Raw genomic sequence first — 25,130 nt, forward strand, 5'->3', positions numbered from 1 at the left:
TTTTTTGTAGCAGATATAATTGTTATCTCTTACCGTAATATCGTTACCCAGCCTTTATACTTCTTGATACCATCCGGCTTCCTTACTTCCAGGATATAGTAGTAGGTCGCTTCGTTCAGGTTGGAACCGTTCCAGTCGTTGCGGTAGTCTTTGGACTGATATACCATACTTCCCCAACGGTTGTAGATGTAGATAGCTGATCCCGGGTATTTCTCCAGGCCACCGATGATGAACCTTTCGTTTTTACCGTCACCGTTTGGTGTGATCACGTTCGGGAAGGACAGATCGGAACCTTCTATCGCCACGCTTGATACCCCCACGTTGTTACTGCTGTCGGCATCCGGCATGTTGGTGCTGTAGGCTGTTGCTTCGTTGATCAGCTGTCCGCCTTCTATTACGCGGGTGGTCAGCGTCATTTGTACGGTAGCGCCTACTGCAAGGTCACCGATGTTCCATGTTACCAGTTTATTGGCTGGTGACACTACCACTTCTCCTTTTTCTGCGGAGGTGTAGGTAGGCACGTCCAGTTGTACCGGCAGACGGTCTTCCGCCCTTACGCTGGTCACTGGTATGTTACCGGCGTTCTTCACGGTGATGCGGTAAGTCAGGTTCTGTCCCATACGGTAAGGACCTGTTGCCGGCGTGACGATCTCTTTGGTCACGATCAGGTCACCGGCCATCTTATCAGTATCGGTGATGGTGACGGTAGCATCCTTCGCAGCACCTGTGGTGAAGGTGTAGCTGGCGGATGTTCCACCGGTGAGCATGAATATCACGGTTTCAGGTGTCTCAATTTCATTGTCATTCAGCACATTCACCGGAACGGTTACTTTGCTGGCGCCTGCCGGGATGGTGATGGTGCCGGTAATGGCCGTGTAGTCAGCATCCGGTGTAGCGCTGCCGCTGATCATATACTGTATGGTGATCGGGTCTGCAGTACGTTTGCCGCTGGCCAGGCTGATGGTGAACTCACCGTTCACACCTGGTTCAATTGCATCCGGTTTGCTGGCGGTCACGATCAGGCTCAGGTCCGTGTTATCATCATCAGCAATGTTGACAGTCGCCGTGTTTTTAGCGCCTATGGTGTAGTTGATGTTACCAGATTTACCACCGGTGATAGTGAGATCCACTGTTTCCACCGGTTCTATCAGGTCGTCATTTAATACACTAACTGGTACGGTTACACTGCTTTGGCCTGCCAGGATAACTGCCGTGCCGGTGAGGGCCGTATAGTCGCCACCTGCTGCAGCGCTGGCTGTACCACCCACGGTATACGTCACCGTGATGTCTTTCGTTGGTATTTTGCCGCTGGCGAGGCTGATGGTGAATTCACCTGCGGTAGATGGTTCTGCCGCATTGGCTTTGCTGGCTGTTACTTCCAGGTCAAGGTTGGTGTTGTCATCATCTGCGATGGTCACAGTAGCCATGTTAGCTGCGCCTTGTTTGAAGACAAGGCTGCCTGCTGTGCCGCCGGTGCCGGTGATGATCACGGTTTCATCTCCTTCAATCAGCTGATCGTCGGCAACAACAACCGGTATGATTACTCCGTCCTGACCTGCGGTGATGAGTACCGTACCGGTGAGGGTGGTGTAGTCTCCACCAGCGGTAGCAGTACCTGCTACGGTGTAGGTGGCGGTGATGTCCATCGCAGCAGTCACACCTGCCGGGAGACTGATTTTGAAGCTGCCGTTAGTGGACGGTTCTGCGCCGTCGGTATCTCTGGTAACGTTCAGCACCAGGTTAGCGTCAAGCGTTTCATCGTCCAGGATGTTCACCGTAGCGCTGCCTGCGGCAGTGAGTGTGAAATGAGCTGAGTTGGCGCTGGTTTGTGTCAGTACCACCGATTCAGTTCCTTCTATTATTTTATCATCTTTTACATTGACCGGTATATTGACACTGTCCTTACCTGCCGGGATGATGACAGCACCTGCAAGCGCGTCGTAGTCTGCGTTAGCGGTAGCTGCACCTCCCACGGTATAGTACACGGTGATATCTTCCGAAGAAGTAACGCCCTTCGGCAGTTTGATGGTGAAGTAGCCGTTAGTGGACGGTTCTGCGCCATCTGCACCTTTGGTTGCGGTCAGCACCAGTTTGGCAGGTGTGGTCGTTTCATCATCAGCGATATTGACGGTGGCGGTGCCATTACCTGTCAGGGTGAAGTGGTCTGACGTACCGCCGTTGAGGGTAACGTCTACGGTTTCTGTCACCTCGATGATCTGGTCGTCTGCCACTATCACGGGAACGACTACCTCGTTTTTACCTGCCGGGATGAAGGCGGTGCCGGTGAGGGCGGTGTAGTCTGCGCCAGCGGTGGCTGTACCTGCCACGGTGTAGTTCACGGTGATACCTTCTGATGACGTGATGTTGGCAGGCAGGCTTATTTTGAAGCTGCCGTTGGTAGACGGTTCTGCTCCATCGGTATCTTTAGTGATGCTCAGTACCATGCTCGCAGGCGTGATGCTTTCATCGTCCGCGATATCCACAGTAGCGTTGCCATTGCCGGTGTACGTCAGCCTGGCGGAGGTACCGCCGTTCAGTGTCATGATCACGTTTTCTGTTTGTTCAATCACCAGATCATTCACAACAGTAACCGGTACGTCTACACTGGTGCTGCCCTGTGGAATGATGATGGTTCCGGTGATGGCTGCATAGTCATCACCACTGGTGGCTGTGCCACTGATGGTGTAGTTCACTTTGATGTCTTCGGAGGCACGGATGCCGTTCGGGAGACTGATAGTGAAAGCGCCATTGGTACCCGGTTCTGCGGCATCTGCTTTCTTCACGATGTTCAGCGTGCGGTTGGCCGGCGTGTCTTCATCGTCTATGATGTTCACCGTAGCACTGGTGCTGCCGGTAAAGGTGAAGCTGGTGCTGGTACCACCGGTGAGGGTCATTACCACCGTCTCGGTGCCTTCCAGGAACTGGTCGTCCAACACTGGTACGACAACGGTCGCTTTATCTACTCCGGCAGGGATGAGCGCTGTGCCGGTGAGGGGAGTGTAGTCTGCTCCGCTGGTAGCGGTACCGCTGATGGTATAGTTCACGGTTATTGGTTCGGAGGAAGCGATACCGTTTGGCAGGCTGATGGTGAATTCACCAGGTGTCAGCGGTTCTGCGCCATCTTTGGTAGCAGTCACTGTCAGCAGACGGTTGGTGGTGATGTCGTCATCATCCATAATATTCACAGTGGCGCTGGTGTTACCGGTGAAGGCAAAGTGGGCGGAAGAGCCGCCGGCCAGTGTTATGATCACGTCTTCTGTTTTTTCTATCAGTTTATCATCGATCACAGGTACCATTACGTTCACGCTGTCCTGACCTATCTGGATGATCTCCGTGCCGCCCAATGCCCCGTAGTCCTTACCTGGGGTGGCGCTGCCGCCGATGGTATAATTCACGGTCACGGCTTCAGATACGGTGATCCCTTTAGGCAGATGTATCGTGAACATACCCGGAGTAGACGGTTCTGCGCCATCGTTGGCTTTCGTCGCGGTCAGCACACGGTTGGCCGCTACGTCGTCGTCATCCGTAATATTCACGCTAGCGTTGTTGTTACCGGTGAAGGTGAAGACGCCGGATGTTCCGCCGTTCAGCGTGAGGGTCACGGTTTCTGTCTGTTCTATCACCTTATCATCTATTACTGTCACAGGTACGATTACACTACCTGGCTGATTGGCCGGGATGGTGATCACGCCGGTGATGGCTTTGTAGTCAACATCCGCAGTAGCGGAACCTGTGATGGTGTAGTTCACCGTGATAGGATCAGCAGAAGTGATATTGGCCGGGAGGCTGATTTTGAAGCCGCCGTTGGTACCCGGTTCTGCTGCATCATTGATGTTGGTCACCGTCAGTACGCGGTTGGCGGTGGTGGCATCGTCGTCCGCAATATCCACCGTAGCATTGCCATTGGTGGCGCTGGCCGTGTATACGAAGCTGGCAGAGGTGCCGCCGGTGAGCGTCATGGTCACGTCTTCAGTGCCTTCAATGATCTGGTCATCGATCACTGTTACCGCTACCACTGCGCTGCCTGACGCTCCTTTAGGGATGATCACACTACCGAGGTTAGCGTAATCAGTACCACTTACGGCGCTGCCGCTGATGGTGTAGTTCACCGTGATATCTTCTGCTGCGGTGATACCGGCAGGCAGACTGATGGTGAATTCGCCCGGCGTGCCTGGTTCTGCTGCATCAGCTGTTTTTCTGACAGACAGGATGCGGTTGGCCGGATTATCATCGTCATCAGCGATTGTCACAGTAGCATTACCGTTAGTCGCGCTGGCGGTGAAGCTGAAGCTGTCAGCGGTACCGCCGGTCAGGTTCATGATCACGTCTTCTGTTTTTTCAATGATCAGATCGTTGATCACGTTCACCGGAACGAATACGGTGTCTTTTCCTGCCGGGAAGAGTATGCTGCCGCTGAGGGCATCATAGTCGACGCCGGCGGTAGCAGTGGAGGCCGCTCCTATCGTATAGTTTACGGTAATATCTTCGGCCGAGGTTACTCCCTTAGGCAGGCTGATAGCAAAGCTGCCGTTAGTGCCTGGCTCTGCTGCGTTGCCATAGTTCGTTACGCTCAGCACCCGGTTAGCGGCGATGTCATCATCGTCTGCGATGTTTACGCTGTCGCTTCCCTTGGTGCTGCTTGCCACGAGCGTAAAGCTGTTGGAAGTAGCCCCTGTGGCCGTCAATATTACTTTTTCTGTTTTTTCAATGATCTTGTCGTCGAGGACGAACACTATTACTGGCGCGCTGCCTGGTGCTCCCTTAGGGATAAGCACACTGCCGCTTAGGGCGGTGTAGTCAACACCTGCGGTGGCGGTGCCACCCACGGTGTAGTGCACCATAATGTCTTCAGAAGCGGTATATCCTGTAGGCAGACTCACCGTGAAGGAGCCGTTGGTAGCCGGTTCTGCACCGTTAACCGGGTCTCTCACAATAATGATGAGGTTAGCTGCCACATTATCATCGTCTGCTATGTTCACGGTAGCCTTGCCGTTGGTCGTGCTGGCCGTGTAGCTGAAGTTGGTGCTGGTGCCGTTGGTGAGTGTCATCTCCACTGCTTCGGTGGTTTCAATGATTTTGTCATCGAGGACTGGCACGGATACCGTTACCTTGTCGTCACCGACAGGGATGATGGCGGTGCCGGTCAGGGCAGTGTAGTCGCCATCTGGTGTGGCGCTACCACCTATGGTGTAGTATACGGTAATGGCTTCAGATGCCTTGATATTGGCCGGCAGGCTGATGGTGAATTCACCATGAGTGCCTGGTTCTGCCGCATCAGCTGTTTTCGTCACAGACAGTACGCGGTTGCCCGGCGTGTTATCATCGTCTGCTATATTCACGGTGGCCATACCATTACCCGTGTACGTGGAGCTGTTGGAGCTGCCGCCGTTGAGGGTCATTTCCACTTTTTCGGTGATTTCCAACAGCTGGTCATCTTTCACCGGTACCACTACGGTAACATTTGGTGTATTGGCAGGGATCACTGCGGTGGTGCCCAGGGCTGTATAGTCGTCACCTGCTGTGGCGCTGCCACCTACGGAGAAGTTCACCGTGATCGGTTCGGAAGCGGTGTATCCTGCAGGCAGACTGATAAGGAAGGCGCCATTCACGTTCGGCTCTGCTCCATCGCCGGCTTTCGTCACGGTCAGCACGAGGTTGGCCGGAACATTATCATCATCAGCGATGTTCACCGTAGCGTTGCCGTTACCGGTGAAGGTAAAACTGTTGGAAGTGCCGCCTGCGAGGGTGGCGATGACATTTTCTGTCGGCTCGATGATCATATCGTTAGCCACCAGCACATCAATGTCTACGCTGTCTGTACCTGCCGGGATGATCACTTTTCCGCCTAAGGCGATATAGTCAGCCCCTGCGGTAGCAGTAGAGGTACCTGCGATGGTGTAGTTCACCGTGATGGCCTCTGAAGCGGTGATGCCGGTAGGCAGGCCCACTCTGAAGGCCCCGTTGGTCGCAGGTTCTGCGGCATCTGCTTTCTTCACGATACCCAGTACCAGGTTGGCCGGATTAACGCTTTCGTCGTCAGTGATATTAACTTTAGCAGTACCCTCGGTGCTGCTGGCCACCAGGCTGAAGTTAGCGCTGTTGCCGCCTGTTAAGGTAACGATCACCTCTTCTGTCGGCTCGATGATGTTATCATTCTTCACGATTACGTCCAGGTCTACTGATCCGGGCGTACCGGCATGCAGCAGGGCGGTGCCGCCCAAAGTATTGTAGTCGTCACCAGCGGTGGCGGTGCCACTTACGGTGTAGTGCACGGTGACTTCTTCAGAAACGGTATATCCTGTAGGCAGACTGATCGTAAAGGCGCCATTAGTGCCTGGTTCTGCACCGTCTGCCTTCTTCTTAATGCTCAGCACCAGTGCAGTGGCGTCGTCGTCCACGATATCCAGGGACGCAGTGCCACTGGTAACGCTTGGCGTGAAGATGAAGTTGGTGCTTTTGCCGTCGACGAGGGTCAGCTCTACATTTTCTGTGTTTTCGATGATCTTATCATTGGCGACGGTCACATCTACCGTCACACCGTCGGTGTTGGCCGGGATGATAGCGGTACCGTCAAGGTTGTTGTAGTCAACCCCATTCGTGGCGCTACCAGAAATATTATAGTGCACGGTGATGGCTTCTGACGCAGTATAGTTTGCAGGCAGACTGATACGGAATGCTCCATTGGTAGATGGTTCTGCGCCATCGGTTACTCTGGCCACAGACAGTACCAGGTTGCCAGGCGTACCGTCGTCGTCAGTGATGTTCACGGTAGCGGTACCATTGGTGGCGCTGGCGGTGTATGGCGCTGCGCCGGTGCCGCCGGAGATAGTCAGGTCCACATTTTCTGTAGGCTCGATGATCTTATCATCCTTCACGTTAACCTGTACATATACACCCTCGTCTCCTATTGCTATCACCGCAGTATTGGTAAGGGCGGCGTAGTCAACATTAGCGGTGGCATCGCCTGCTACGGTGTAGGTTACTGTCACCGGCACTGCTGCGGTATAACCTGCAGGCAGGCTAATGTAGAATCTGCCGTTGGTGCCTGGTTCTGCGGCATTACCAGCGTTGATAACACTCAGCACACGGTTGGCCGGGATGTCATCATCATCAGCAATGTCCACAGTGGCTTTGCTGTCTGTCGGGCTCACCGTGAAGATAAAGTCCGGAGATTTGCCACCGGTAAGGGTGAGCTCCACGGTTTCCAGACCTTCGATGATCTTATCAGGCAACACGGTAACGGGTACGTCTACACTATTTGCATAGGCAGGTATGTCCATGGTACCAGTGAGCGTAGTATAGTCTTTTCCATTTTCAGCACTACCCGCTATCGTATAGGTTACAGTGATGGGCTTAGCTGAAATGATATTCGCAGGCAGGCTGATGGTGAAGGCACCATTGGTACCCGGTTCTGCGGCATCGGTTTTCTTTTTGATGCTCAGTACCTGGTTAGCCGCTGTGTTGTCATCATCGGTGATGTTGACAGTAGCAACGTTATTACCCGCTGCCGGTGTGAAGACCCAGTTGCTGATGGCGCTGGTGCCACCTGTCAGTGTCATCTCCACCGTTTCTGTACCTTCTATGGTAAAGTCATTTTTCACCGGTACAGCTACGGTTACGCTACCAGTTCCTCCCTTAAGTATCGTCGCGGTACCTGTCAGGGCCGTATAGTCGTCATCGGCAGTGGCGGAGCCAGCGATGGTATAAGTAACCTTGATGTCTTCCGATGCGGTGTAACCGGCAGGCAGACTGATGGTAAACTCACCAGGAGTGCCCGGTTCAGCGCCATCGGCCGTTTTCTTCACAGACAGTACGCGGTTGGCCGCGGTGTTGTCATCATCAGCAATATTCACGGTGGCGTTGTTGCCAGCCGGATCTGCCGTATAGTCGAAGCCGTTACCGTCTTTACCACCGGAGAGGGTCAGTATAGCCTCTTCCGTGATCTCGATAATCTTATCATCTGCCACTACCAGCGGAATGGTAAAGCTGTTGGTATTAGCCGGCATGGTGACAGTGTTGATGGTATAATCTGCATTGCTGGCAGAGCCACTCATCGTATAGTTCAGCGTGATCGGCGCTGCGGAAGTATAAGTACCCGGCAGGCTGATGGTGTAAGAACCGTTGGTGGAGGGTTCTGCGGCATCTTCGTTCTTCACCACTTTCAGTACCAGGTTGGCCGCAACCGCAGCGTCATCATCCGCGATGGTCACGGTAAGGTCCTGCTTAGCCGGATCCGGTGGGAAGATATAGGCGTTACCACCTCCATCAGTAGCGCTGCCTGACAGGAGCGTAATAGTCACTGTTTCGTTCAGCTCGATGATCTTGTCGTCCAGTACTTTGAGTGTGAGCGGTACAGATGGAGTACCAGCCGGTATGATGATATCACCCAGTGCTTCATAGTCCACACCTGAAGCTGCGGTACCGGATACCTTGTATCCAACTGTAACAGGCCATGCGGATGTAGCGCCACCTGCCAGTTGTACGGTAAACGTACCATTGGTAGTTGGTTCTGCGGCGTTGGTGCCGGCAATGATCTGTATCGGTGTGCTGGTAGCAGCGTTAGCGTCGATGATGTTCACGATCGCGCCGTTGCCGGACGGGTCTATGGTGAATGGCAAGGTGCCTGCGTTGGCGCTCGTAAGCGTCAGTTTCACGGTTTCAGGTCCTTCCACCTGCAGGTCTGCCAGCGCATCTACATCAATAAATACTTCATTGGCGCCTGCTGGTATTACGATCTTACCGGCAGTGAGATTCAGTAAATTGTAATCAACGGTGTTCGTGGCTGTTCCTCCGACAAGGGAGAAATCAATCACCACGTCTTCTGAGCTGGTAACATTCGGCGCCAGGGAAACCTTGTACTGGCCTTTGGTGCTACCTTCTATGGCGTCGGACACTTTAGTGAGCAACACTACCTTGCTGTTATTGGCGTAGTCGTCATCCGCGATGTTCACGGTAGCAGTACCTGCGCCAGCGGCCACGGTATAAGTGTATTTAGTGTCACTGCCACCGGTAATCGTCAGGTCCACGTTCTCTGTCGGTTCCATGATCTTATCGTCTTTCACATTCACAGGAACAATGACACTGGTCTGATTAGCCGGGATAGTGATGGTGCCCAGGGCCTGATAATCCACGCCGGAAGCAGCCACGCCGCTCACGTTGTAAGTAACGGTAATATCCCTTGCAGAAGAGTAACCTGTAGGCAGGCTCACTTCGAAGCTACCGTGGGTGGCCGGTTCTGCTGCATCTGCTTTTTTGGTGACAGTCAGTACCTGGTTGGCGGCAATGTTGTCATCGTCATCAATCGTCACTGCGGCGGTGCCGTTGGTGGTGCTGGCGGTGTACGCAAAGTTGTTGCTGGTACCGCCGGTGATGGTCAGCGTAACGTCTTCCTGACCTTCAATGATCTTATCATCTTTCACCTTCACGGCAACGGTTACACTGGATTGACCGATAGGGATGATAGCAGTACCTGTCAGCGCTTCATAGTCTTTGTCACCGGTAGCTGCTCCACCAATAGTATAAGTTACAGTGATGGCTTCTGACGGTTTAATATTGCCCGGCAGGCTGATTTTAAATCCGCCGTTGGCGCCTGGTTCTGCGGCGTTGCCGTCATTGGTAACGCTCAGTACGCGGTTGGCCGCGGTATTATCATCATCGATGATGTTAACGGTAGCTGTAGCATTGGTCGGGCTGGCCGTATAAGGCTTACCTCCGCCGGTGCCGCCGGCAATGGTCACATCAACAGTTTCTGTCAGTTCCAGGATATCATCATTGATCACTGTTACCGGCACCATCACATCAGGTTGACCGGCCAGGATAGTAGCGGAGCCTGTTAATGTAGTATAGTCTGTACCACCGATCGCTGCTCCCGCGATGGTATAGTTCACGGTAATCGGCTGGGTGGAAGTTATGCCTGCAGGCAGACTGATTTTAAATCCGCCGTTGGTGCCTGGTTCTGCTGCGTCACTATCTTTAGTGATGCTCAGCACGCGGCTGGCCGCATTGTCATCATCATCGGCGATGTCAGCGGAAGCGCTGCCATTGGTGAGGCTGACGGTGAAGACAAAGCTGTTGCTCTTTCCATCTTTAAGGGTGATGGTAATGTCTTCCGTACCTTCTATGAGCTTGTCGTCTTTAATAACTACCGGAATCAGCACGTTGTTCTCCCCTTTTTGCAGCAATATGCTGCCGGTCAGGTTCTCATAATCCGTACCGTTGATAGCGGAACCGCTCACGATGTAGTTAATGGTCACATCTTCCGATGTTTTGATGGTGCCAGGCAGACTTATCCTGAAGCTACCACTGGTAGCAGGTTCTGCGAGGTCTGATACTTTTGTGATGCTCAGCACGCGGTTGGCGGCTGTATTATCATCATCATCGATGTTGACGGTAGCGCTGGCATTGGTGGCGCTGATAGTATAGCCAGCATTGGTAACACCAGTCAGCGTAGCAATGACGTTTTCTGAGTTTTCAATGAGCTGATCATCGATCGGATTCACAAACACGTCCAGGCTTTCTGTATTGGCAGGAATAATAGCAGTGCCACTCAGGGTCGTGTAATCCACCCCTGGTGTTGCTGAACCACCGATGTTATAAGTCACCGTAATAGGTACAGCAGCCGAATAACCGGTTGGCAGGCTAATACTATAAGCACCACTGGTAGCCGGTTCTGCAGCATCCATTCTTGGTTTGATGCTGATCACACGGTTGGCGGGGATATCATCATTGTCCAGGATGTTTCCTGTGGCAGTGGTTCCCGCCGGATCCAGGGTAAAGGTAAAGTCGGTGGAAGAAGCGTCTGTAATCGTAATCACCACATTTTCTGTACCTTCTATGATTTTATCATCCACGATACTTCCTACGATGGCTGTCCCAGCGCCTCCGGCTGAAATGATGGCTGTTCCGTCGAAATGGCTCGGATTGAGGCCGTTATAGTCTGTACCTAAAATAGCGGAACCTCCTATCGTATAATTAATTCTTACCGGTTGAGAGGTCTTAACATTCGCCGGAAGAGAGAAATCGAACCTGATAGTGGTACCACCTTCAGCGCCGTCACGGACTGCTACCACTTTTACTACGCGGTTGGCAGGCGTATTATCATCATCCGCAATGTTCACGGTGGCAGTGTTGGCGCCGGAAGCGGCTGTATACGCGGAGCCTCCTCCTGTGCCGCCGGTAACCGTCATGACCACCGTTTCTGTCAGTTCAATGAGATCATCATTCGCCACGGTAACCGGCACTATGACGAAGGGTTGATTTGCCAGTATGGTAGCGGTGCCGGTTAAGGCAGTATAGTCTGCACCACTGGTAGCCGTTCCCGCAATGGTATAGTTCACGGTAATCGGCTGAGTAGACGTTACGCCCGCAGGCAGACTGATTTTAAATCCTCCGTTGGTAGCCGGTTCTGCTGCGTCGCTATTGTTCGTTACGCTCAGTACCCGGTTAGCAGCGTTATCATCGTCATCGGCAATGTTAGCCGTAGCGGTGATTTGAGCAGGATTGAGTGTATAAGTAAATTTAGCAGAGCTGCCTCCGGTGAGTGTCAGCACCACGTCTTCTGTACCTTCTATCACCAGGTCGTTGCTCACCACCACAGGGATCGCAACATTGTCTTTTCCTTTGAGGATGGTCGCCGTACCGGTTAAGTTAGTATAGTCAGTACCGTTAGTAGCGGCTCCACTGATGGTGTAAGTCACGTTGATGTCTTCCGAAGGCAAAACGCCTGCAGGCAGACTGATCGTAAACAACGCATTGGTAGATGGTTCTGCACCGTCGTTGGACTTGGTGATACTCAGTACACGATTGGCCGGTGTGTTATCATCGTCCAGGATGTTCACGGTAGCATTACCGTTAGTGGGGCTCGCCGTAAAGGCAAAGCTGTTGCTGCTACCACCGGTGAGCGTGATGGTCACGTCTTCTGTAAGCTCCATCAGCTGGTCATTGATCACAGTCACGGGAACGGTTACACTGTTGTCACCGGGAAGAATAATTGCGGAGCCGGTCAGCGTCCCATAGTCGGTACCGTTAATTGCGCTGCCACTGATAGTATAAGTCACTGTGATGGGTTCTACAGCGGTGATGTTATCTGCAGGGGTAGCTCCTTTAGGCAGACTGATCGTAAACCTGCTGTTGGTAGTAGGTTCTGACGCGTCTCCCCCATCGTTAACTACACTGAGCACACGATTGGCAGGTATATTGTCGTCATCAAAGATGTCGGCAGTAGCGCTGGCTTCCGTGCTGCTGGCGGTGAAAGTAAAGCTGTTGCTGGTACCGCCAGTCACCGTTGCAATGACATTTTCTGTTTTCTCGATGATCTTGTCATCGACAACGGTGAGTGGCAGGGTGATGCTGGTCTGTCCTGCAGGCAGCAACACCGTTGTTCCCAGGGCTGCGTAATCTGCGCCGCTGGTAGCGGTACCGGAGGATGTATAGGTTATGGTTACGGGTTCAGATGATTTGATCATACCAGGGAGGCTGATGGTAAACAGCCCGTTGGTAGCCGGTTCTGTGGCATCCGTTGTTTTTTTGATGCTCAGAACACGGTTAGCAGCAGTATTATCATCATCGGCGATGTTCACAGTAGCACTGCCGTTGGTGGTGCTGGCAGTAAAGTTGAAACTGTTGCTGGTACCGCCGGTAAGCGTTACGTCTACGGATTCCGGTTTTTCAATCAGGTCATCATTCATCACAGTAACGGGCAGGACTACACTGGATTGATTGGCCGGGAAGAGAACCGAACCGGTAAGGGTGTTGTAATCAGACCCACCTATGGCTGTACCACCGACAGTATAGCTGACGGTGATGGCTTCCGTAGACTTCACATTGGCTGGCAGACTGATGATAAAGCCGCCATTGGTGGACGGTTCAGCTGCATCGTTCGCCTTGGCAATGCTCAGTACGAGATTAGCCGGTGTATTTTCATCGTCGATAATGTTCACGGTGGCGGTGTTGGCACCGGAACGTGGTGTCAGGGTGAAGTGAGCGGAGCTGCCGCCGGTGATGGTCGCAATAACCGTCTCCGGTTTTTCCAGCAGCTGATCATCATTCACCTGCACAAACACGGTTGCGCCAGGCTGGCCGGCTGGAATCAGCACAGACCCGCTGAGCGGTATATAGTCTGCGCCAGGTGTGGCGTCACCGGAAACAACATAGTTCACGGTGATGTCTTCAGATGAAGTAACACCCATCGGCAGACTGATGCTGAACTCACCATTGGTAGCGGGTTCTTTGGCATCTTTGATCCAGACAACGCCTACCGTGGTTTTAGCCGGGTCATTGCTATCGTTGTCGGCGATGGTGATCGTAGCCGCTTTCTGTGTGCTGCTGATATTATAAGTGCTGCCGCTGCTGACACCGGAAGCGGTGCTCAGCATAACGGTCACATCTTCTGTTATTTCAAGGATATTATCATCTGTCACGGTTACCGGCAGGGCTACCGTATTGCTGCCGGCCGGGAAGGTCATGGTACCGCTCAGCGCCGTATAGTCAGTACCGTTAGCTGCGGTACCGGTCACGGTATAGTTCACGGTGATGTCTTCTGTGGCGGTAACAGTGCCCGGCAGACTGATATTGAAGGAACCGTTCTGCGCACCTTCTTTACCATCCTGACCTTTGGTAATAGCCAGTACCTGGTTGGCGGCAGTAACACCACCAAAAGTGGAGAAGTTCTGTATGCCGCTGAATTCTACATAATCCACGCCGTCTTGTTGACCGGTAGCGGAAGGTGTCAGTTCATTGATATTGGCCAGTCCCGCAGGAGACAGATCAGCCAGGGTGGCGGTAATATCGCCGGTATGTTTGAACCATGCCCAACGTTGTGCGCCGGTTACGCCGCGCGTGCCGGACAGCATGTTCTGTGCATTGGTTTTTTCGGCAGGGTTCCAGAACAGGCGGAGGGTAACACCACCGTTCTGTGTCAGGTCAGCGCCGGTATAGCTGATCTGTACCAGTCTGCGCATCAGCTGCGTACCGTAATCGGTACCGCTGTTTTTGCCCAGGGCTGTATTCATATCTCTGTTTACATCTACCAGGGCCGACAGCTTGGTCACATCCACGGTGTTACCGTTCAGGGTAATGGAAGCGATGTATTTGTTGGCGTCGGAAGGATCGATGAAATACAGGGTGCCTTTGTCGATACAGGTAGATGCCACTGTTCTTACCGTAGCATCCGGTACCAGGTTAGCCGTACGTTGCAGGTGGCTGGTCACGAGGGTGAACACCACGCCGTCTTTCAGGGTACTGATGTTGTCGAAGCTCACGATGCCGCCGTTGAAGCCGGAAGCAGGGATTTCGCTCACGGTGCCGGTAGCGAAGTTACCGTCGCCGTCTTCATCCACCAGGATGGTGAAATCAGTAGCAGCAGTACCTTTCACGGTGATACCGTTCAGGTTGAACTGCAGGCTGAGTGGCTGTGTGCTGATATCGTAATTGGTGAATTGTGTTTTCCATTCCTGTGTGAGACGTTCAGGGATACAGCTGCCTACCGGCAGGTCTGTACCGCCAACGGTCAGGGCATTACTGTTGCTGCCCAGCATCAGGTAACTCTTATCTGCGCCGAAAGTATTGGCATTGTCTGCATTGGTAGCAGCGATGGTACGCATGCCCACGGTCAGGATAGAGCCTGTATGAATGCTGCGCGACTGTTTCTGTGTCAGTCCTTCCCTGTCATCGCGACCAATACCGAAGATGTTGTTTTTATAAGTACTGTTAGTGGTTGCATTCCAGATCACGGAGCCATCTGTTGCCAGATAGTTCTGTGCGGTGCTCTGGTCGAGCGTGATACCATATTTAACACCGAGGTATGATTCTACCTGTTGGGCTTCAGTAGTCGTGAGGGCAGATTTGTATACGATCACCTCAGGGATTTTACCGTTGAAGATGCGGTTATCCAAAGCTGTATTATCGGTGGTACGACCGCCTACTTCAAAGAAAGAACCTCCGGCTGATGTACCACAGCTCGCGCCGATAGGAGTACCTTGTTTACCATTCAGCCACGTGCTTCCATTCAGTGCGTTGTTGGCGCTTACATACACGCCACGTACGACATTAGGCCCTAAATAGGGAGGGAAAGATGGCGCCACAAGGCATCCGTTGCCGTCCAGCGCATAGTTAACACTGGTGGTATACACCAGTCCTCTGCCAGCATTCGCTGACGCCGACCATTCGCCGTTGGTGGTGAAAACACCTACCAGACCATTGACTGCAGGACCTTCCGGTGCACCAACAGAGAAGATGGACAGGTTGGGGGTAGAGTTCCAGGTGACACCAGCATCCCCCTTCAGGGATTTACCTAATGCGCCAGAGAAATCAACCGCCGGGTTGAAGTTGATGCCATTAGGCACTTTGATGATATCCGCTGAAGCAGCGATAGGATCTGTATGCGCAACCGGTGCTGCACGCAGTTCTGTTACCATAGAACCGGCCTGGTTAGACCACTGTTCTACCTGGTTGCTGGCATTCACCTGCAGGTCCGCATCTGCTTTCACCCACAACATTTCATTGGTAACACCACCTGGCGCTGTCACGAAGCTGGCGAAAGTAAAGTATTGGCCGTTCGTCAGGTCCAGGTTGGCCGTATAGCTGGGCACACCGTTCACGTCTGTTGCAGACAATTTGATGAACTGGTCAGTACCGTCGAAAGTATTGTCATTGCTGACTACCAGGTAAGGTGTGGTAGCCACTTTGGGCAACAGGTCTCTCCGCACGGCGATATTCACGGTGCCCACGGTACCGGATTCCTGTACTTTCCAGACTCTCGCCATACGGGTGGTGACAGCCGGGTTGCCGTTGATGGCAGTGGTAAAGGCAGTGGCCGCACCATCATCTCCCCATACCATATATGATTTATCCGCGGAGAAAGTATTGGTATTGCTAAGGTTGTCAGCAGCGATACCGCCGAGGCCCACGATGGGCTGTAAGCCGGTATTGATGTTTTGGCTTTGTTTCTGTGTAAGGCCTTCCACATCGTCGCGACCGATACCGGTGATGTTATTTTTATAAGTGGCGTTAGCGGTGGCATCCCATACTTTGGTAGTGCCATCGGTAGCCAGGTAATCTCTTGGTGTAGTTTGATCTATCGTATAGCCGTACTTGATAGCGAGATAAGTAGACACCCGTTGCAGTTCATTGGTGCTTAACGCGGTGGGATATACGATCACTTCGCCGATGGTGCCTCTCCACGACTGGGCAATATCCCACGGAGCGCTGCCCACCTGCGCACCACCAATGGTGGTGTTCCAGCTCTTGGCCGCTGATCCCAGCGTCGCCATTTTGCTGTACAGCGTAGCTGTGCCGCCATTACCGGCCCATACACCCACCATTTCATTAAACACGTTCGGTTGCCAGTTGCCTGCCGGGCTTATGACATCATTGGCCCATCCTACGAAATCGGCTGTACCATTGCTGCCTACGAGCGCAATACCCACACCCTGACTGGTAGTGGCTCCGCCGTATCCGAGTATATACTGATTATTTCCACTAACTGCCGGCACGCTGCCGGCGCCGAAGAATGTTCTGGCGCTGGTGCCCATCGGCAGTTTGTTGATATCGAGGTTCAGAAAATCTGCACCATCAAATTTCACGACAGGGTTAAAGTTGGCATTGGTTGTTGCATTGCTCATGTACAGCGGCTGGTTAACAGCTGTAGCCTGTGTACCATTGTTCAGGTCAGAAGCGTAATCTGTCCAGCCATTGATGGCCGTGTTGTCAGTAGTACTGGAAGTACCTGCATCTGCGCGCAGCCAGAGGGAAGTGCCCACTACCCCACCTGGTGTTTTGATAGCGGCGCCATAGGTGAAGAACTGTCCATTGGTCAGGTCCACGTTGGCGGCATAGTGTTTCACGCCGTTGAGTGTCATTGCCGTTACCGGAATGAACTGGTCCGTTCCGTCGAAAGTAGCGTCGTTGCTGACGATGAGGTAAGTCTGCGCAGCATTGGGCAGTGCGTCATAAGGCACGGCCACCTGTACAGTGCCGACAGTGCCGGATTTCTGTACTTTCCAGACCCTGCCCATGCGGTAGTTGGCCACAGGGTGACCTGTCAGTGCGGTTTTAAAGAGACCGCTGCCGGCATTGTCGCCCCATACCATGTATGATTTATCAGCAGTGAATGTATTCGCATTGCTGTTGTTTGTTTCTGAGAGGCTGTTCAGACCGATCGCCAGTTGCATGCCGCTCATGGTGTTGCGGGATTGCTTTTGGTTCAGGTCTTCTGCGTCATCACGGCCGATACCGGTAATATAATTGCCATAACCACTGTTGGTAACAGTATTCCACACGGTGCTGCCATCAGTGGCCAGGTAGTTGGTAGCGCCGTTGTTCAGCGTGATACCATATTTGATGGCCATGTAGCTGTTCACCTTCTGCTGTTCTACCGGCGTGAGCGCATTAGTATACACGATCAGGTCGCCCATGCGGCCGTTATAAGAGACGCCATTATTCGCGCCCAGTTGGAAAGTACTATTGCCACCGGTAAAGGTGCTGGTATTATTACCATTCTGCACATTCAACCCGTTCTTATAGATGGACTGCTTGTTGGCAGCCAGGCTAACGTTGCTGGTCGCTGTCCAGAGAATAGTCTGGTTGTTGATATTGCCTGCACCGTAGATGATACGGTTGTTGGTAACAGGAGCATCCCAGTAAACGTTATTATCTCCCCAGGTGGCATGTAATGTAAACTGGTTAGCGCCAAGAGTAGGGGCTGGTTCGGTAAAAATAACGGTGTTCAGGTTAGCTGCCTGGTTGCCTGCATAAAACGCAGCTGCTCCGTTATAGGTGCCGGTTTTCAGGAAAGAACCGCCTGTCATCATATGAGGCGCGCCATTAAACCTTACCACCGGGTTGAAGTTCAGGTTATCGGCAGCATTGTCCATATATATCGGCTGGTTGGCTGGTGTAGCCTGCGCTACGTTATTGCCGTTAGGACTATAGTCGTTCCAGTTGCTGATCGGGGTGTTATCTGTAGTAGCAGAAGTGTTAATGTCCGCGCGCAACCATACCAGGTTGCCGCTGGGCACGCCGCCGGGGTATTTCACCGGTGCGCCGAAGGTGAAGTAAATACCATCGGGCAGCTGGCTGGAATTAAGGGTAATGGTTTTGTCTGTATTGAGCGGCAGTTCCTGGCTGATAGTAGCAAAAGTAGGATCAGTGCTGATCAGCATATATACTTTCGTGCCGGTGGCGCTAGCCTTCAGGGTAATATTCTGATCGGTCCAGTTGGTTTTATCTACCTTCCAAACGCGGGGCAGGCGGCGGGTAGCATTGGTACCGCTTACAATAGTCGTGTACGTAGCCGCCGACTGGCCGTTATCGCCAAATACAAAGAAGGATTTATCGTTGGTAATCGTATTGGTGTTCTGTTCGTTGGTCAGCTGAATATTGCTGCCCAGTGAGAGGGTCACATAACCGGTATCCACACTGAGGGATTGTTTGGTATTCAGTGCGGTAGCGTCGTCTCTACCGATACCGGTGATACGGGATTTATAGATGGCATCAGCGGTCCAGTATTTAGAGCCGTCAGTGGCCAGGTAATCGGTAGCGCCGTTGTTGATAGTGATACCGTATTTCAGGCCAAGGTAAGACTCTACGGACTGGCGCTCTACGTCTGACAATACGCGGTCGTAAGCAATCACCTCTCCCATTTTGCCCATCCAGTAGAACGCTCTGGAGGCGATGGTACGGGAACCTATGGAAATAAGATTACTGGTAAGCGGCGTTAAATTGATAGTACCCTGATTGTCAAGCGCATAGTTGCCAAATATACGTACGCCATTGGCAGTATTGTTGGCCTGGGCGACGCTGAAAATATAGGGTTTGTCGGAGAGGTAAGTAGCGCTTCCGCCTATGCCAACCACCGATCCGGCGTTCTCCAGGTAGTTCAGTTGTCCAGTGCCGACAAGCCGGAATTCCATACCATGTGCCGAACCTACTGCTCCGCTGCTGACAAGGTCTCTTACTGCGGCAAATCCGGAACCGCTGGCAACCGCAAAAATAGTGGCGGTGGAAGGATTGATGCGGGTAGTAGTAATATCCAGAAAATCGTCTGTGCCGTCGAATACGAGGCCGTAGTTGAAGTTGAGTGCTTTCGCATCGGTGATAGGCTGACTGGCGATCACACCTTGTGCGGCATCGTTACCGAGGCTGCTGTAATCGCTCCAGTTGCTGCCGCCGGACACACCGTCATCTGCACGCAGCCAGAAGGAAACGCCATTGTTGACACCATTGGGCCCGGTGATATTTTTCGCAAAAGTAAAGTAAGCGCCATCGGCCAACTGGCTGCTGTTAAGGGTAACAGTGCCGTCGGCGTTCAGCGGATAGGTGGCATCGCCTGTGCCGAAGGTATTGTCGGAGCTTACCAACAGATAAGTCCGTGAATTACCACCGGCGATTTTGATCGTAATATTCTGATCGGCCCAGTTAGTCTTCTGTGCTTTGAAGACGCGGGTCATGCGGGTATTGACCTTATTGATACCTGCTACCGGTGTCAGGTAAGTCGTGGCCGCGCCATCATCTCCAAAGGTGAAGAAAGAAAGGTCGTTGGTGATAGTAGTTGCATTGGCTTTGTTGGAGATAGCCACTGTGGTACCCGCAGCGATCGTCACGATACCGGTATCTGCTGCGATGGATTGTTTCTGCAACAGCATGCCTTTGTCGTCACGGCCGATACCGGTGATATGTTTGGCGTAAGCACCTCCAGTAGCGGCTTTCCACATAGTGGTGGTACCATCGCTGGCGAGATAATCCATCGGTGCACCTATGCCCAGTGTCAGGCCATAACGCAGCGCCATATAGGATTGTACCTGCTGGCGTTCGAGGGTGCTCAGCTTGCGGGAATATAATATTATCTCGGGGATATCGCCATTAAATACGGAGTTGTGACTGGCGCCGATATAGTCTTTATTACCTGCCGGGGACAGGAAGCTCACAGCGTTGGTATTGGCTGTCAGCAATACTTTACCGTCAATGCCGGCCGCCCAGTCATTGGTGGCGCTCCAGATGTTCAGCAAATGTGCGTTTTGCACATTTACTCCGGCCGGATAAGCAAAGTTCCTGCGGGCCGTACCGGAACCGAAGTATGTATATTGATTGTTATCGCTCCATGTATATACGGACTGATTGGAGGCATATGTGCCTCCGAATTCAAACGGATAGCAGGCAGCAGCTGTAGTGTTAGTACCGTTGTACGTTTGTACCGTGAATATTTCACCGGCAGTGAAGGCATTGGCGAACTCCGGCTGCTGTATGAAATAGTTGCCACCGGGGCTAGTGCCAATGAAGCCGACACCCGGGTTAAAGTTAATGGATGCCTCCTTCCAGGGGAGAGCTCCTGCGTTAACAAGCGTCCATGTACGGCGGGAAGCACTCAGCTCTTTCCACTGTGTAACGTTTGCGCCACCGACTACTGCACTATCAGCCCTGGCCCATACTTCCAGTCCACCAGCCACACCAGCGGGACCTGCCTGCGCATTGGCGAAAGTAAAGAAGGCGCCGTCAGGCAGCAGATCACTGCTCAGGGTCAGTTGTCCGTTCGCATCCAGTGCATATACTTTATCACCTGCACTGAAAGTTTCATCGGTGCTCACCAACAGGAAGTTGGTATTATTACCGCCTGTCAGTCCCAGCCTGATGGAACTGGTAGCCCAGTTGGTGCGATCTATTTTATAGATACGGCCCATGCGTGCAGTAACGTTCCCCAGACCGGTAACGCCCTGGCTATACGTAGCGGGCTGACCGTTATCGCTGAAAGTAAAGAACGAAAGGTCGTTGGCGACATCAGTGGGATTCTCTGCATTCGCAGCAGCCAGACTGGTACCGATACCGATGGTCACATTGGCGCCATCCAGCTGCGACAGGCTTTGTTTCTGCAGCAGGGTACCGTTATCATCACGGCCGATACCGGTGATACGTTCACCGTAACCGGTGTTTTTAGTGGCGGTCCACATTTTAGTGGCGCCGTCGCTGGCGAGGTAATCAGTGGATGCACCTGCCGCTGTTTTCACGGTGAGAGCATATTTCAGACCCAGGTAGCTGTTTACCTGCGCGCGCTCTGTGGCGTTTAACTGCCGGTTATAAAGAATGACTTCAGAGATGCGGCCATTGAAGACGGAGTTATGCCCTGCGCCGATGGCGGAGTTTAGCACTGTCCCTCTGCTGAAAGTAACCGGGAAGGTAGTGCTGTTGCCGATATTTTTACCATCGAAGTTCACTGCCCAGTTGCCCGGAGCGCTCCAGTTATTTAAGATATGCGCCTGCTGAATATTAATGCCTGTTAGTGCATACCCAGGCCTTGAGTTGGTGCCAAAGTGCGTATAGTGACTTCCGTTATACACATAGAACTGCTGGGTAAGCGTAGCAGGGTCGCCGCCAAATTCAAACGGGAAGCTCGGTGTGGTGGAGGTAGCCGGCAGATTCGAAGACTGCACGGAGAATATTTCACCGGCGGTATAGCTTTCGGTAAACCTTGACACCTCGAAATAGTTGTTGCCAAGGAAATTGACAGCAGGATTATAGTTGATACCATTCTTTTGCCAGCTAAGCGGTGCGTTGGCAAGGCCAAGCGACCATTCTCTCTGCACAGCCTGATCGCTCCATTTGAGGATGCTGCCATCTGCCACGGTGGTACCTGCATCGGCTTTCACCCATGCCTGCAGGTTATTCGCTACACCACCCGGATATCGCTGTTGCTGACCGAAAGTGAAGTAAGCGCCGTTGGCCAGGTCTGCACCGGTCAGCGTAACTGTTCCGGCCCCGTTCAGTTTCAGCTCCTTTGTAATGGTACCGAAACCAGCGTCTGTACTGATGAGCAGGTAGTTATTCCCAGTGCCGCCAGCCACTTGCAGTGTTATCTGCTGACTGTTGTCCCAGGAAGCTGTTTTCTGCACACGCCACACGCGGCCCATGCGCTGATTGGCATTGGTGCTGGTGACAGGGGTAAAATAGCCAGTCACACCACCATTGTCACTGAAAGCGAAGAAAGCCTTATCCTGCGTGAAGTTGTTGGCATTCGCCGCGTTGGAAACTGCGATCGCATTGCCCAGTGCGATGGTCACGATACCACTGTCCTGGCTGAGGGATTGTTTCTGGCTCAGCATACTGCAATCCTCACGGCCGATACCGGTGATGCGTTTGCCATAACCTGCGTTGGCAGCAGCCGTCCATATTTGTAGGGTGCCGTCGCTGTTAATATAATCGGTTGCGCCGGCATTTAAGGTAATGCCGTATTTGAGCGCCATATAAGATTCGATGCGCTGCATTTCGGCAGGCGTCAGGTCACGGTTGTAGATGAATACTTCGGGCACCAGTACTTTTGCATAGTCAGCATAAGCTGCGCCACCCACATCCAGTGTCCATACGCTGCCATCGGACGTGGGACCGGTTTTCCGCAACGCGCCGTTGCCTTTAAATTCATAGGCGCCGCTGGCCCCTCTTTCAAAAGAATAGAGTTTGCCTTTCGCCGTGACGGCGTTTCCAGCGTCCAGCCAGGCTTCCACGAAGAGGCGGTTTTCCAGTGAAGCATGCCATCCCATTAATTTATTACCGGTAGAACTGGTGAATACGCGGCCGGTCTGCGACCCTTCCAGTAAGCCCATGCCCATAATGGAATAAGCACCGGATACAGCTGCCGAAGCAGGTACCAGGTGAGCATCATTACCATCATAATAAATAGCAGGGTTGAAGTTGACCATGCCCGTGGTATTGTCCGGGTCACCGACCACTGTCATGTGGTTGGCGTTGCCGGAAATATCGCCCCAGTTCACACCGTTCACCGCCTGGTCTGCCCGGTACCACGCTACTACGCCGCTGTTCACACAAGCAGGGCCTTTGGCCGCCATGGGGATGCCGTTGCCAAACTCGGAAGTACCGCAGTTATTAGCCGGGATACGTAGCGTGGCGGTCCAGAAACCGAGGCCGGTAGCACCCGGACCAGCATTGTAGGTGATGGTCTGTGTAGAGGTGCCGGCAGATAATCCTGTTAAGGACGTAACATAATATTGCCCGCTTGTTTTGGTCGTAGCGGGATCATTGGCATAAATATCAACGGTGTATTGTGCACCGGCGGTGATATTGGGAATGGTGAGCTGTAGCTGGTACTGCCCCCCTCCTAACGCGGTGGATGATACCAGTACCGGCGTCTTGCCGGCGGCGAGGGTATAACTACAGTTACCTCCTTGTAGCGAGATACCGGCAAGGGTATTATTATATATGGAGTTATTGGTGATGATCACTTTGGTGGGTGCTACGTTGACGATGCCCGCACCACCATTATCATGTACCACACAACCATCCACCTGTGAGTCTGTCACGCCGGCGCTGCCATAAAACCAAATCCCGTGATTCGTATTATTCGCTATCGTATCACCTTTCAGGTCTACGTCAGTAACGGCATTAGTGCCGTTGACGACGACACCCGACCGTTCCTGGTTATAAAAAGATGAATTGACAATGTCCACATTATTCCTGGGGGCATCACTGTAAAATTCAATACCATCCACGTTCCGTGTGAATTTGGAATTCGTCAGCTGAAAATTGGTGGCTGCCCCTATTACATAAATACCATCTACATCAAATTCATTAAAAGTAACATTGTCAATATTTACTCCTGTGGCGGCCGCATAAAAGCCGATACCCACATCAGCATCATCTGTATTGGCAGGTTTGTCAGCATCTAATATGGAGTTGGTGCAGGTAAATCCGTTGACTGCACCTTCAAACCGGATATTGGCATTACCTGCAAATTGTCCGGGTATCCTGTTTACGATGACTGCCTTGTTAATGGTTACATTACTGGCAGCACCGTTGAACCAGATAGCATAAATATCATTTTCATTAATATCAATAGTATCGATGTTGATGTTGCTCGCTGTGTTGTCAAAGCGGATGGCATAGTCCCCATCGTCATCCGAGGTGACCACGTTCATATCTATTATGGTCTGTTTGATCTGGAAGTTGGTCGCTGGATAATCACAATAGATGCCCAGTGCTGTACCACTCCATAAACTATCGATGGTCACATTCCTGAACAGCACATTGTTCGCCGTTTCCACGGCGCCTGCGGTATTATCAAACAACACCGCGTTCTGGAAGCCGCTGATATTACTATTGGTAAATGTCAGTCCGTCCACGCCCGCGTCGCGGAACACGATGGCCTCTCCCCCACGGGCATTGCCGGCCGTACTGAGCTGGATATTATCCATGACCAGGCCGGTCTGCGTACCACCGGTAAAATAAAAAGCCCGCCCGACGTGCGTGGCGGCATTTGCCGGCTCTACGTCGTTGGAAGAGATATTTCTCACCGTCAACCTGGTGGAAGCCCCCTGCACCCGCATAAACGAGTTCAGGTAGTTGCCCACGGTGCTGAAAGAGCGTATATTCTCCACCGTTACACCTGTCGTATTGGGAAAGATGTCTACGTTGATGTCCCCGTTGTTCTGTACAGTAAAATTCCGGACGGTCACGCTGTCCGCATTGATCACAAAGGGATTAATGACGGAATTGGTGCCCGTAGAATACAAGGTGATCTTGTTCTGTCCGTCAATCGTCAGCTTCTTTGCCGTAATAGTGGGCAGGGAAGTGGCCAGCGTAATCTGGCCATGCACACTGAACACGATATCGTGCGGGCCTGCGCCCGCTGCGTTCGCATCCAGGATGGCCTGTCTGAATGAGCCGGGCCCGGCGTCATTGGTATTGGTGACGGGGAAAGTGCCGGCGGTAGCGGCAACAGTCGTCATCATGCCAAATAGCGCCAGTAACAGCCGCTTGCAGCTTTTGCTGAAAAACCTTGATTCGGGAGTCATAACATTATTTAAGAGGGACATCATGCAGTAAACATTGGGTAATAAGTGTCCGGGACCGCTGTGTTACACACATAGGACCGGGTATGATTCTTTTGGGAATCTTTATAGCTCAGGACTTGATATGGTTGATGGTTAATACCAGCAGACAACTCTCCTTGGCTGGTATCGATCAAACACAGACAGTATTGGTTTTACGAATAATGGTTTTTGAGACAATGTAAGACGGTAAAATCCGCATGTAATGTAATCGCGTAAAAATTCCCCATAGGAAAGTGTTAAGTTTTAAAAAGGATACGGGCCTCATTGATTGATCCTACAATTCACATTGTTGTTCACATC

The 25,130-nt window shown here is 52.4% G+C and carries 1 protein-coding gene; it reads right to left on the minus strand.

The features are described 5' to 3' along the window. Window positions 1-29 precede the first annotated feature (29 nt). Entirely contained in the window at window positions 30-24,791 is a 24,762-nt protein-coding gene (locus HHL17_RS22680) for a Calx-beta domain-containing protein (protein WP_169227067.1), read from the minus strand. Between the last annotated feature and the right edge of the window lie 339 nt (window positions 24,792-25,130).

The sequence above is a fragment of the Chitinophaga fulva genome (genome assembly GCF_012927205.1).
Classification (GTDB): Bacteria; Bacteroidota; Bacteroidia; order Chitinophagales; family Chitinophagaceae; genus Chitinophaga; species Chitinophaga fulva.

Coding starts and splice junctions, on each gene's coding strand:
- HHL17_RS22680 (WP_169227067.1), bottom strand. CDS start 24,791: ATGACTCCCGAATCAAGGTTTTTCAGCAAAAGCTGCAAGCGGCTGTTA.